This window comes from Paraburkholderia sp. SIMBA_053, assembly GCF_046534895.1.
Taxonomy (GTDB): Bacteria; Pseudomonadota; Gammaproteobacteria; order Burkholderiales; family Burkholderiaceae; genus Paraburkholderia; species Paraburkholderia caledonica.
In genome coordinates this window covers 263890-275932 of record NZ_JAWRXU010000008.1, presented here as the reverse complement: position 1 = coordinate 275932, position 12043 = coordinate 263890, and the positions used below count along the sequence as shown (strand labels likewise).

At 59.9% G+C, this 12043-nt stretch carries 11 protein-coding genes and 2 pseudogenes; 6 read left to right on the top strand and 7 right to left on the bottom strand.

Annotation, left to right across the window (positions count from 1 at the left end):
* Positions 1-74 precede the first annotated feature (74 nt).
* The 5 genes and pseudogenes from istA to SB753_RS23830 form a co-directional block, all read right to left on the bottom strand.
* Positions 75-674: pseudogene (istA, locus tag SB753_RS23850) on the bottom strand (IS21 family transposase); the annotation flags it as partial.
* 779 nt (positions 675-1453) lie between these two features.
* A complete protein-coding gene (locus SB753_RS23845; protein WP_408414605.1) occupies positions 1454-1663 on the bottom strand; it encodes a ParB-like protein in 210 nt (69 codons plus the stop codon).
* Positions 1660-1878: a ParB-like protein gene (locus SB753_RS23840; RefSeq protein WP_408414602.1), complete on the bottom strand. Its 219-nt coding sequence runs from the start codon at positions 1876-1878 to the stop codon at positions 1660-1662. The genes SB753_RS23845 and SB753_RS23840 overlap by 4 nt, the downstream gene beginning before the upstream one ends.
* A gap of 63 nt (positions 1879-1941) precedes the next feature.
* Positions 1942-2226 (bottom strand): DUF6566 family protein, encoded by a 285-nt coding sequence (locus tag SB753_RS23835; RefSeq protein ID WP_410802123.1) that lies wholly within the window; start codon positions 2224-2226, stop codon positions 1942-1944.
* 770 nt (positions 2227-2996) lie between these two features.
* Positions 2997-3281 (bottom strand): CAP domain-containing protein, encoded by a 285-nt coding sequence (locus tag SB753_RS23830; protein WP_408486030.1) that lies wholly within the window; start codon positions 3279-3281, stop codon positions 2997-2999.
* A gap of 372 nt (positions 3282-3653) precedes the next feature.
* Here SB753_RS23830 and SB753_RS23825 point away from each other — a divergent pair, with 372 nt between their 5' ends.
* The 6 genes from SB753_RS23825 to SB753_RS23800 all read left to right on the top strand — a co-directional run bounded on the left by SB753_RS23825 (position 3654) and on the right by SB753_RS23800 (position 10043).
* Positions 3654-5324 carry an OmpA family protein gene (locus tag SB753_RS23825; protein WP_408486032.1) on the top strand — a complete coding sequence of 557 codons (1671 nt, stop codon included), beginning with the start codon at positions 3654-3656 and terminating at the stop codon, positions 5322-5324.
* A 17-nt stretch (positions 5325-5341) separates the two neighbouring features.
* Positions 5342-6871 carry a hypothetical protein gene (locus tag SB753_RS23820; RefSeq protein WP_408486034.1) on the top strand — a complete coding sequence of 510 codons (1530 nt, stop codon included), beginning with the start codon at positions 5342-5344 and terminating at the stop codon, positions 6869-6871.
* Positions 6872-6964: 93 nt separating this feature from the next.
* Positions 6965-7729, top strand: coding sequence for a hypothetical protein (locus SB753_RS23815; protein ID WP_408486036.1), 765 nt, complete (start codon positions 6965-6967; stop codon positions 7727-7729).
* A 354-nt stretch (positions 7730-8083) separates the two neighbouring features.
* Positions 8084-9277, top strand: a complete 1194-nt coding sequence (locus tag SB753_RS23810) for a GGDEF domain-containing protein (protein ID WP_410802120.1) — start codon at positions 8084-8086, stop codon at positions 9275-9277.
* Between the two features lie 266 nt (positions 9278-9543).
* Positions 9544-9738, top strand: coding sequence for a hypothetical protein (locus SB753_RS23805; RefSeq protein WP_408414582.1), 195 nt, complete (start codon positions 9544-9546; stop codon positions 9736-9738).
* Positions 9726-10043 carry a type II toxin-antitoxin system RelE/ParE family toxin gene (locus SB753_RS23800; protein WP_408486040.1) on the top strand — a complete coding sequence of 106 codons (318 nt, stop codon included), beginning with the start codon at positions 9726-9728 and terminating at the stop codon, positions 10041-10043. The genes SB753_RS23805 and SB753_RS23800 overlap by 13 nt, the downstream gene beginning before the upstream one ends.
* A 287-nt stretch (positions 10044-10330) precedes the next feature.
* Here the strand turns inward: SB753_RS23800 and SB753_RS23795 are convergent.
* Together SB753_RS23795 and SB753_RS23790 are read right to left on the bottom strand one after the other, a co-directional pair.
* A pseudogene (locus SB753_RS23795) lies at positions 10331-10561 on the bottom strand (tyrosine-type recombinase/integrase); the annotation flags it as partial.
* Positions 10562-10861: 300 nt separating this feature from the next.
* Positions 10862-11881, bottom strand: a complete 1020-nt coding sequence (locus tag SB753_RS23790; RefSeq protein WP_408414577.1) for a chemotaxis protein CheB — start codon at positions 11879-11881, stop codon at positions 10862-10864.
* Between the last annotated feature and the right edge of the window lie 162 nt (positions 11882-12043).

The following is a 12043-nucleotide window of genomic DNA, read 5'->3' as shown; positions in this document are numbered from 1 at the left end:
GAGAACCCCATCGTGGCACTTTGATGCCGTTACCCGCAACGGGCGCTTGATTCGGGACGGGGAAGTCCCTTTCATTCGTAAATGCCGCGGCGTGGAATGCCGCCCCACGCCACGAACGCATGATGGTGAGCGTCGAACAGCATCTCGTGAGTCTGCAGCAGGTAGGCTCTCAGGAAGAACGCTCGGCTGTGGCTGAGCTTGAGTTGCGCGACCTGCAGCTTGGTACGCTCGCCATTGATGACGGCCCAGTCCTCGCTCCAGTCGAACTGGAACGCTTCGCCTGCAGCAAACCGCAGGGGAACGAACGTCCCGCGCCCGGTCGTCTTCGCCTGCTCGTGCTGCTCCTGTCGCCAGCGCCGGGCAAATGCCGCGACCCGGTCATAGGAGCCGGTGAATCCCAGTGCACAGAGGTCCGCGTGGATCTGCTTGAGGGTTCTGCGCTGTTTGCGGGGTCGCGTCGCCTCGGTCTTCAACCAGCCAGCAAGCTTCGCAGCGAACCCGTCGAGTTTGCTGGGGCTGTGACGTTCGGGATAGGCGGGCAGGACCGTGCCGGCCCGTATGTAACGCCTGACCGTGTTTCTGGACACGCCCAGCCGTTTGGCAATCTCGCGCAACGAGACATGATCGCGAAAGTGCCAGCGTCGGATGATGCTCAATATAGCCACGTCGATCACTCCGTTCCCCTGCCCGTTGCCGAGCAGGTCAGTGTTCTACGTGGGTCAATATTCGATGCAAATTACTGCGCAGGGTGGGTCAGGATTCCGTGCAAATCAACAGGCTCACGTTAAAAACCGGTTTGCAGTGGCAACGGGTCGAAGTGCTACAACATAGCGACGTGACCGGTCCTGCGAAGGACGGCCGCATGCATGCTCTATGCATTCAGGCCATGTGCGATGTCGCGGGAGACGCTAGCGTCCGGCTTGCGCGCGGCACAGATCGCGCATCTCGGGTAGTTGCGCCATATATAACTGGAATAACTGGAGACGTCGGGCCCGCTCCGCATCATGTGGCGCAAGCACGAGCGCCCTGGCCTGACCGTCAGGCCAGGTATGGAGCGGGCACTGCTCGACGCAACTTGCCGCCAACGGCTAATCTTTTTGCTGGTCCTGCGGCGTGACCGTTGCCTCCCAAGACCGTCCGTCGGAGCCCTGTCATGCGTGTACTCGACGCATCCGGAGTCGTCCGTCTGGCTGCCGAAAGCGCCCTCGAAGAGTAACGACGACACTGCAAGCGTCGACGCATGACGGACGGCCAGATGCAGTAGCCGGCGGACTCAACGCGGCTCAGGACCGCCTCGCACTGCGCACCGAACCAGCTTCCGATGTCGCCATCCTTGATCAACTGCGCTTTCGGCCGATGTAGCCTGGGAGGCTCCGGGCAGCCCCGCTTTGTGCAACGCGGATAGACTCGAGCAACGCCAGAGAAAAAGCTCCCGGCGCTTCGCCCGCGATTGCTACACGTGTCCTGAGAAGGTCGGACCTGACAAAGCTGCCATGAGCGCTGTCCGGCTTCCGATAGGCACCTGCCCTGCGCGCGAAGGCAGCAAGGCTGTGACGTCGCAACGCCTGCCATTTTCATCAAACGGATGCAGCCAGCCCTTTGCTTCCATTTTTCCCCAGAACTTCGAATGCCCCAGACGTCTCCGGTCCGCGACAATCGTCACTGGTGCGTCAAGGTGTCCGAGATCATGAGCCAGGCGCGTGCCCAGTGATGATGATCGACGATATACGCATCATTAACGGAGCCCATGACAACGTGGATCGCGTGTGCGCTCATGAAACGCTCCCGTCCTGAGCCCGTGTGGCGTGCAGTAATCAACGCTTTTGCCTTGACATAGTCGAGTCCGACAGTGATCTGCGGCGGCCTCAGAATTGACAACGCGAGGTAGTTTATCTCTCACCCCGATCACAGCAACTGGTTGGTCAGCTACTTCGTTGACGGCTACCGATTTTCGGTCAGCAGCACGTTGCCGATTTCGGATACAGGCACCTCACGCTCATCGATCAACTGCTTGGCCCAGACGAGTGCCTGGCATATAGCTGCCTCCCTGGTCAGTTGCACCTGGCCCTGTCGCTCGCGGCTCAGCCTGATACGTCTTCCGCGCAGAGTTACCGTAACGCAGGGCACCCACTGGCCACTCTCACTTGTCAGCGCCGTTGATGAAATGACGTATCCGCGATATTCGGCCTGCCGCGACGTCAGTTCTGTGCTTTCGAAGTCTTCCATGATGCCTCCGTAGCCGGTCCTATGTACGGGTCGGTACATTCGGAAAGCGAGCAAGCTGCGTACCGCGCGGCATGTGGTGTCCGCAGGCCTCCGCTTGCGTTTAAAGCACCCTCGCGCACCGGTTCCTGTCGGGGCGAGCAACGGTGGGTCCCCGTCCGGGCGCATCTCGCAGCCGGTGGCACTGCATGGCGCGCACTCAAGCGATGGCGCGTACGATTCACCGGTCGAAGTCACGTGGAAGTCGATATCCCCTGAGGAATACGCTGGCGGGTACTGCCATATTGCGTGCGCTCGTTGAAATAGACGACCGCCAGTCAGGAGGCGTCTTAAGACGCCGATCGCGGCACAAACCGAGAACGTCTTGGGCAGTGAGCCGTCCCTCCCGCAGGCGCAACCGGGACCCGCTTCATATCCGGGCGGTAGCCATGACCTCTCCAAGTCAGGGCAGCCGTCACATCGCAAGGGCATGCTGACGCGCCTGACAGGTGGCTCGAGAAAGGGATTTAGCAGCCGATGAGTGCGGGCGGAGATTGTCCGCTAGCGGCAGTGAAAAAGGCATGATGCGCGGCGGCCGTTATGCGAGCAGGACGCCAACGCGCCCGGCATGTATGCAGTCGTGTGGCTAACCAAGGTACTCGTCTTCTTTGCCGCCGATTAGCTTGTGCTGACGACGAGGTACTAGGCGCTTGCCCGCTCACCTCGCCGAGGTGGCGAAAACCAGTCCGGCGCATGGGAGCGTCCCTTCGCGGGCACGCGTCATGCACGGTCCGTCAGACCTTGCACTGCTGCGGGAAAACCGTTGTGGAAAATCGCCCTTTGAGTCTCACGGATTGGCACCACTTCCTGTTCGGAAACACATTATCGCTGTTCCTGCTCGAAGTACTTCTGCGCTCCGGCGTGACGTACGTATTGCTCGTCGTCGCGATGCGCCTGCTTGGGCGCCGGGTGCCGGCCCGGTTAAGGTCGAAGTAGTGGGCATGGTCTGCCGCAGCCTCGGCGAGCTTTTCGTCGATTGCAATGAGGGACAAACCGGCCTCTTCGCGCCGGGCATTCACGTAATCGAGCGCTGTGGGTTTACCAACCCGGATGGTGTTCGAGGGGCCGAGCGCCTACCGCAACCGCACGACGGGTCCTTGATAGGGCGGCTCCGGTTTTCGACCCCGGCCACTTTGGTTGCGCGCCCCGCGAGCGTGGTGATCGCAATCTGTATGCGGCGATTATTGTTCTCCGCGTCTGATTCTGCCGATATTTCACGTACAAACCGCATTTATCGGCGGCGCATCGCGAAAGTTGAGACCACCGCTCTAAAGTTAGCCGGTCGCGTGCCGTAATCGATAAAAGTGAGCCTGTCCTGTTGGATTGGATGGGCAGAAAAAAATGAGCGTCCACGCAGGCGCATAGAAAAACGAATCTCCGAGGGGTATTCATTGAGAGCACGGGGCAAGGCGAGACCAATATGGCTCGCCACGATCACCATTTTTGCCGTTACAGGGTGCGCAAATCCTGGCGGCGTTCAGCAAGCCGACGCGACCAGAAGCGCTTCGACGGAACAGGGCGGCGACCTTAATATCTTCGAGAGCACGTTCGCCAATCCCGATCCCTGCGCAAACAGCAATCGCAACATCGGCATTGCCGTGGGCGTGGGCGTGGGTGCCATTCTTGGCGCAGTGATCGGTAACAAGAACAAGGTTGCAGCGGCCGCAATCGGCGGGGCCGCTGGCGCCTTGGCTGGCGGGCTGATTGGCCATGCCGTCGACAGTCGACGTTGTGCGCTGTCTAAAATCGCCGCCAGGCACGATCTGACATACACGTCGGCTCCACTCGAAATCAGGGCGGCGGATACAGGAAAAACCGAGCAGGTCGGAAGCGCGTTCACAGTTGTCGACACGGCGCGCCATACCCAGTTCGAAACAGGCTCAGCGGAGCTTACGCCAGACGCACAGATCTACTTCGGCGAGATTGCTGAACAGTACCGGACATCGGCTCGCGTCGCCGGGGCCTCCACGGATGCGGAGAAAGCGGCCGCGGCACAGACAAAAATCCTGCTGATTGGCCATACCGACGATACGGGCAACTCTGAACTGAATGCCGATCTGTCGGAGCGCCGCGCCCGCACAGTGGCACGGCTGTTCGCGGAACACGGCATCGCACCGCAAAACGTCTTCTATCAGGGAGCCGGCGAGACCCTGCCGATCGCCGACAACCGGACCGAAGACGGACGCGCGAAGAATCGTCGGGTTGAAATCGTCGATCTCACAAATATGAGGCCCGACATCCTGCAAAGCTATGTGGGCAGCCGGGTTCCGAGATATCAATACTATCGGGACACGACACCGCAACCGGACGCCCAGTCGATGCGAACGGCGAGCGCAAAGCCAGTCCAGAAACAGGCAAAAGCGCGTGTGGCGGATTCGCCGCGCGTGAATAGCCATGTTCCGGCAATGGCGTCTGCAAGCCCGGCTCCAACGGCGGCTTCTGCCGCAGCACGCACGCCGCCGACGATCGCGGCCCGTGGTATGTCCGACAGCATCGATTTCGGCTGGCGTGAAGCTTCGGCTGCGGGCATTGGTCTTCAGTTTGCGGCCGCTGCTGCGCCGTCGTCGTCATTCTCGTTCCTGTCCTCGGCGGTCGCAGACGAGGCGCCGGTCTCGAAGAGTTGCGTGAATGACCGTCCGCGCATTTCGCACGCGATGAAGTCGGTCGCAGATGACCGCGCCGTACCTGTGCGCGATCATGTGCAGAACCTCTATGGAAGCAGCTGGGGCGGGACGCTCAATGGACAGTATCTCGCACTGAAGGACGTCTCCGTCCTTCGGAATGGCTCAACAGCAGGTACGAAGCCAACCCTGCTCGTGTGGAAAGACTACGAACAGAACGGCGGGCTGAGCGGTCCTGCGCAGGTGCGACTGTCTCCGGACGTCAACGCCTATGCCGTGAAGGGCGGTGTGCTGTACCGGGTGTTCGTCAACAATGCCGGCTTATTCGACTGCGCCGACATCATTTTCGCAAATGGCAAGGCGACCGCCGGCGAACTCGTACGCCACAAGAGCAATCAGTATTTCACCGTTGATTACGTGCCCGTCATCGCACGAACATAAGAACAGGAAAGACGATCATGATGGACTTCATTCAGGGTAATCTGGGCACCGTCATCTGGTGGGTGGTAGCCGCGCTCCTCGCCATCGGCGCTTTTTCGTATCGTTCGACGCTCGAGTTCTGGCTGAATCACTGGAAATACACCTTCCCGGTGCTCGGCAAGACTGCGCGTCTCTCGCGTCACGGCATCCACGGTCAGGGCGGATGGACCGACTCGGAACGCACGCTCTGCGGTGACTACAACAAGTTCATTTCTTATCTCTCGAAGGCAGAGTTCAGCAAGCGAAACGAGTATCTCGCCAAGGCTGACGACAGCGGCCGTTCGCCCACGCCGCTGTGGCTGATGGTGCTGCTGACGGTACTCGTCATTGCGGAAGGCCTCGGCTTTTCGTATCTTCTCGGCAGCTGGATGGCACGCGACGGCAGCGCGAACACGCATACGTTGCTGATGGTGGCGATCGTGCTAGTGATTTGCGTGATCATGGTGTTCCTGACGCACGTGGCCGGGCATCAACTGTATCGCTCGAATCTCGTTGCGCGCTGCCGCAAGCAATGGCGGCAGGACAAGACGCAGGAGCGCTTCTCAAGCCGCAAGGTCAAGCTCGACGAAGATCAGTCGGTGGATGACGGGGAGCCTGACTATACGCAGGTAGCGAATCGCGTGGGTACGAGCCACAGCTATTTCATGGTTGGCCTGGCGGTCGTCGTCATTCTTGCGATCGCTGTGACGTCGACGTGCATGCGATGGAGCAATCTGAATGCAGAACAAACGCGGGAAGCGATGGGCGTGAACCAGAGCGCGGGCGCAGGCAATCCGTTTGCAAATGGCAACGCGGTGCCGACTGAACTGGTGTCCAGCCAGAAGGCGGCAGATGAGCGCGCGCGGGCAGAGGAATCGTCGTCCACGCGCAGCGAAGGTGCCGCTGCATTCATTACGCTTGCGATTATCTTCGTTGTGACTCAGATCGTCGGCATTTTTGGCGGGTTTGCATGGGGCTTTGGTGGCCGGGAAAGTCGTGCGGCATGGAAGACTACCAAGGGCTTCACAACGTTCGAGGACTACAACAACTACTTCGCGCCGCTGCGGTCCATCGCGCAGTCGCAACTGGAAAATCTGCAGAAGCGGATGGCCGAAAACGCTGACATTTCGGGCAAGACGTTTTCGAAGACCTTCCGTGACTACGTGCTAGAGCAACGTGCACTGTCCGACCTGGAATCCGATCCGGTTCGCGTGCAGTCGAAGCAGGCATCGGCGGGCGTGGCATCTGAGACGCCTGAGAAGAAGGAAGTTCTGGCAGAGGCTTCGCCAATCGTTGCAAACCCCGCTGCAGCGCCCGCCGTGGCGGAAGAGGTAGCGAACGCCAGCATCGACAGCATCGTGTTGGAGATTGAGGGAACATCCGATGTCGCGCGCAAGAAGGAATTGATCTACGGTCTCGCGGAGCCCATGCGAACGCAGGTGATCAATGAGATCAAGGCACATAAGGAACGGGCCGAGCAGGCGAAAAATGCGCTCGAGTCGCAGCTCGATGATCTCTTCAAGGTTTGAAGGCTGACCATGATCCGACATCCCCGGTATTTATTAGTCGCTGCCGCGTTGAGTTTGGACGCGGGTAGCGTACTGGCGGGAATCAGTAACGACGTGCCGAGCTGTTACGCAGCGAACCACATCAAGCCGGTTGCTGGTGGAGTCGATCGCGAACTCTTCATTGCAGTCGATCAGACGACCGTGTTCGATGAAAAGCTGCAGGCGCAGATTGCAGCGACGGCGTCCGCCGCCATCAAGCCGGGAAGTGCCTATACGTTGCTCGACTTCTCGGCGTTCTCGCAAGGCCGTTATACGGAAGTCGTGACACGCGGGGTGCTCGAATCGCCAATACCAGAGAAACTGCGCGACGACATCAGCGAACGTGCGCTGCGCACCTTCGATGCATGCATGACCGGCCAGTCCGCGTTTGCTCGAAAATCGTTGCTGACTGCAGTCGCGCAGGTCCAATCGGCGGCGACCAACGATCTTGCGAGGTCAGACATACTCGCCGCGTTGAAGGATATCGGTGACAAGGTGCGTGCGTCCTCTGCTTCTGACCGCGTTGTGTTCCTGGCGTCGGATATGCTCGAGAACAGTACGGTTTCGAGCTTCTATGCCCGCAACACGGTCCGGCACATCGATCCTGCAGTGGAAATAAAGAAAGCAAATGCGGCTGGTTTGATCGGCGATTTTGGTGGTGCCAGGGTGTATGTTCTCGGGGCTGGTTTGCTCGCCGGTGACGCAAAGGTAAAGAACGCCTATCGCGATCCGCAGACGCTAACCGCATTGAAGCAGTTCTGGACACTGTATTTCCGGCAGTCGAATGCAAAGCTGCAGGAATTTGGTGCGCCCGCTCTGCTGAGTCCGGTTGCGTACTGAACAAACGGAAAGGGCTCGGTGGACCGCCGATTCGGCAAGTCGTCGTTGGGGATTCAACGGATGCATCGCGGGAAACATGAACAGCAAGTATTCGGTCATTGCCGAGACTGGGGCAAGTTGCGTTCTTGCCTCTGAGGCAGGGCGGCGTCATAGCTATGAGATGCGGACTGTAAGTGAGCAGGCCTGGTCCGAGGGGCTTCTGTTGCTCCTGACGTACAATCGCGTTCGGCGGTACAGGGGCCGCGCCGTTTCTGGCTGGGTCGGCAATGGCGGCTGGCTAACGTACCCTGCGGGTTCGCCGTTCGCGGGTCCGACCATTCAACGCCAGGCAGCGCAGTGAAGAAGGGGAGCGACATGCCCGCTCACATCACGCCCAACCAACTCGTCCAGCTGATCATCCCAGGTATTACGACCGTCTTTTCGCTCGGTTTTGCCTGTGCGTGGGTCTATGACAAGCGGCTGGCCTATTTGCGCCTTCTCGCTGCGTCATTTGGTGCTTTTGCACTCGGCTCAGCAGTGCAGATCTGTCACCTGCCGGATGAATGGAAATCGAATGCGCTCTTATCAGCAACGTTTTATGTGCTCAGCATTCAACTGCTGGCGGAAGGCGTCTTGCGCAGGGCAGGGCTTCATTTCCGGCTCGCGACGCATGCGTTGATGTTCACGCTCGTGCTTGGCGGCATGTATTACTTCTCCTGTGTGGCGTCGAATCTGCTGGTGCGCATCTACATTCTTAATCTCAGCGCCGGGCTGTTGATGCTGTTCACCGCGGCCCGTTTCCGGGAACGCTGCAATGGCCGCACCATCAATCACGTTTTGCTTTGGGTGCTGCTGATCTTCGGTGCCAGCTTTCTCATCAGGACGCCGCTCACGCTCATCCAGCCACTACCTCATAGTACCGTCCCGTTCGCACAGACCATTTTCTGGGTGTTACTGCAGATATCGCTCGCGTTGATGGGCGCCGTGCTGGGGCTGGTTCTGCTGGCCGCGGCGATGTCGGACGTGATCGACCGGCTCGTTATCGAGCGGGATCTGGACTCGCTCACGGAAACCTTGAACCGGCGCGCGTTTGAACGCCTGGCGGGCCGCCGCATCGCGGATAAAAAAAGGTATCCGCTCGCTCTCGTCGCTTTCGATATCGACAACTTCAAATCCATCAACGATCGTTACGGGCATGCGGCTGGCGATGCGGTGCTGCGCCAGTTCGGCGCGATTCTGCGCGCCGCGGTGCGCGAGACAGACATAGTGGGGCGAATCGGCGGCGAGGAGTTCGTGCTCCTGCTGCCGGCCACCGACGGGAAATCCGCGTACCGGATCGCCGAGCGATCTCGCATTGTGCTGGAGTCCTCGCGTTTCGATGAGATCGACGCCATGCTGCGTGTCACAACGAGTGCTGGCATAGCCGCGTCTCGACCCGGCGAGGGCGTCGCAACGTTGCTGGCGCGCGCCGATCATCTGCTTTACGCGGCGAAGCGCGCCGGACGAAACCGCGTGCTCACGGAGTCGTCAGGCACGACGCAGGAGGCCTCGGAGCTCGGTTTTGGGTGAGCCGCCCAAAGGCCGGACGCATTCGGACAGTATTGTCGCGTGGAAATTGACATAGTTTAATTTGTCCCCATTTCACTAGGCGCCCGCTTTAGCAAGACCCGAGCAGGATCGCGCACTTGCGAAAGCGGCGGAGAGGCATAAAATGTAGCACAGTTGTGACACTTCACGAGGTCGATATGTCTACTACTACGCTTCGCCTGCCGGCAGACCTCCGCGATCGGGTATCAAGACTCGCGGAAGAGTCCGGGACAACGGCGCACAGTTTCATGTTGGAAGCGATCGCGGACAGAGTTGCCAATGAAGAATTGCGGCGTGGCTTCCTCAACGACGGCAATGCTCGATTGGCGAACATGCTGGAAACAGGCATCGGAATCGAGTGGACCGACATGCGCGAATACCTTCGGGGGCGGGCTGCGGGACATGGGCCGGTACCGCCGAAGGTCAAGAAATGGCGCGACTGATTCTGGCGCCAGAGATCCGCGAGGATTTCGATCGCATTTTTGACTTTCTCTTCGAGCACACACCGGAGCACGCTGCCAAACGCATTGACGATATCGTGTGCGCGCTCGACATACTGCAGTCGAGTCCGTTGATCGGACGGCCAGCTGAGAACCTAGGCGGCATGCGTGAGCTCGTCATATCGAACGGTGCACACGGTTACCTGGCACTTTATCGGTTCGTGCCCGAGTTGGACACGGCGTTTGTTACCGCCATTCGCAGCCAGCGTGAGCTACGCTATCGGCGTACCGATGACGACGACTCATAGGCGTTGGTTTGCGTGAAGTTGTTCGCGTCCGCCAGCGGGCAGTCGGGAGCCATGGGTCAGCAGGGAACAATTTGTACAAATCGCAGTTGCATAATATTGTTCCCGCAGCCAACGAAGCCGTGACCATGGCCGAAGCGCGGACAGGGCAGGCCATTGGCCGACACGCCAGGAACAAATTTCTGCAACAGACGGAAACAGGTTTAGGGGGATGAACAAGATACGCGCATATTCCTATCATAAGCGTATAGGTTATATAAACCGAAAAGATCATGCCGTTTCAGGGCGGTTCAGCTGGAACCCTGTCTTTCCGCGAAGGCGTTCCGGATCTGCTGGGCGCGCTTGACTTCATCGCTGTGCAGGTAGATCGACGTCGTCGCGATCAACGCATGGCGCAGGTTATCCCGCACCGTGGTCAGTTCGGCGCCGCGAGCCAGGGCGTGGGTTGCATGCGTGTGCCGAGTCCAGTGCGGACTCGCGCGACGCAGCTTTTCCGCGAGCACCGGGTTGTCCGCCTCGATGAGGTGGACGATGCGCTCGAGATGGCCGAGCAAACGGAGGTTGACAGACCATGACGGGCGAGCGGGCGCTTGCCGGCCAGTGAGAGACGTTCGCTAGCAGTTAGTCGACGACGTCCCAACGTCAGCTTCGACGTCGCGACCGGCCATTCGGCCGTTTCCCGACCGGCCACCACAAACAACAGGCGTCTGACTCACTTATAGAATCCGCAGCGGCCCTGGCGCGTTCCGGCCTGAGTTGTGCCCGGCCAGTCACGACACTCCCGCGGGAATGTGCCGCAGGAGGCGAATCCGGCCGATGCATTATTCAATGCTGAGATTGGGGATCGTAGCGGCCGACTCGATCGCCAGGCGTCTGACCGTCTCAATCGCGATCTCCAAAGGAGCTATCTCGGCGAGCAACGCTGATGCGTCGGCGCTGTGTGTCGTCTCCGCCAGAGAAAGTTGCTCCTGCGCAAGAAGCAGCTTTTCCTCCAGGCGTCGAACCGCTGACCACAGCGCATTCTCGGCACCTGAGCGTTGCTCCGCCTCCAGCGACATCGCGGAAAATGCGTGGCCTGTATGACACCGATACCTGAGCGGGTAACCCTCTCCGATGCGCCAGATGACGCCGCCACAGTCCGGGCAGGTCATGCTCGTTCGGCGTCCGAGCCGTTCCAGCTCAGCTGGTGATGAGTGGCCGGTGGCGGCAATTTTCAGCTCAAGCGCGGCGCGCTTTCTCTCGTTCATGTCAAAGCCCCTGGACGAATGTTCTGTCAACGCTTTGAGGATGGCCGGGCCTATGTCCTCGATCGGAGCGACCACGTCCGCGGGAACAGCTTTGAGAGCAGCTTGGGGCATGTCGGGAGCAACGCACGTCGACGGGTCTTGAATGATCGTATAGCCGCCGCAGGCATGGATGGCCTTCAACCCAGCTGCGCCGTCATCCAGTTTTCCGGTGAGTACAACGCCGACTGCGCGGTTCCCATAATTGACCGCTGCCGAACGAAAGAGCGGATCAGCGGCGGGACGCGTGAAGTTTTCCTTCGGCGCGGTCGACAGGACAATGCTGCCGTCAGCAAGGAGCATATGCCTGTCAGGCGGTGCGATATAAACCGTCCCTGCCGTGATGACTGCACCGTGGGAGCCATGGACGACCGGCAGGCTGGTTTCTGCGGCGAGCAGCTCGGGTAGCTGGCTTGGCCACGTGCCAATATGCATGACGATGAACATACTCGCCGGGAAATCGGCCGGCAGTGTGGAGACGATCGCTTGCAGCGCCTGCAGCCCGCCCAGCGACGCCGCCACTACCACGACATGCCCTGCGTTGCGTCTTTGATCCATGTGTTGTCGCCCTCCTTGGCAGATAGCAGCAAACGGCGAGCCTGTTGCTTGCCCGCACACGACTAGGCGCCGCGGGCGGGGAGGGCATTTTGGATATTCTCGGGCGCCGGTCCTGGAAGAACCCAGTGCGTGCTCCCTTGCTGCCACAGATCAGATTAAACT

Excerpts from the sequence above, each read along its gene's own strand:
- SB753_RS23805 (WP_408414582.1), top strand. The coding sequence starts at position 9,544 with ATGTTGGAAGCGATCGCGGACAGAGTTGCCAATGAAGAATTGCGGCGT.
- SB753_RS23800 (WP_408486040.1), top strand. The coding sequence starts at position 9,726 with ATGGCGCGACTGATTCTGGCGCCAGAGATCCGCGAGGATTTCGATCGC.
- SB753_RS23810 (WP_410802120.1), top strand. The coding sequence starts at position 8,084 with ATGCCCGCTCACATCACGCCCAACCAACTCGTCCAGCTGATCATCCCA.
- SB753_RS23835 (WP_410802123.1), bottom strand. The coding sequence starts at position 2,226 with ATGGAAGACTTCGAAAGCACAGAACTGACGTCGCGGCAGGCCGAATAT.
- SB753_RS23820 (WP_408486034.1), top strand. The coding sequence starts at position 5,342 with ATGATGGACTTCATTCAGGGTAATCTGGGCACCGTCATCTGGTGGGTG.
- SB753_RS23790 (WP_408414577.1), bottom strand. The coding sequence starts at position 11,881 with ATGGATCAAAGACGCAACGCAGGGCATGTCGTGGTAGTGGCGGCGTCG.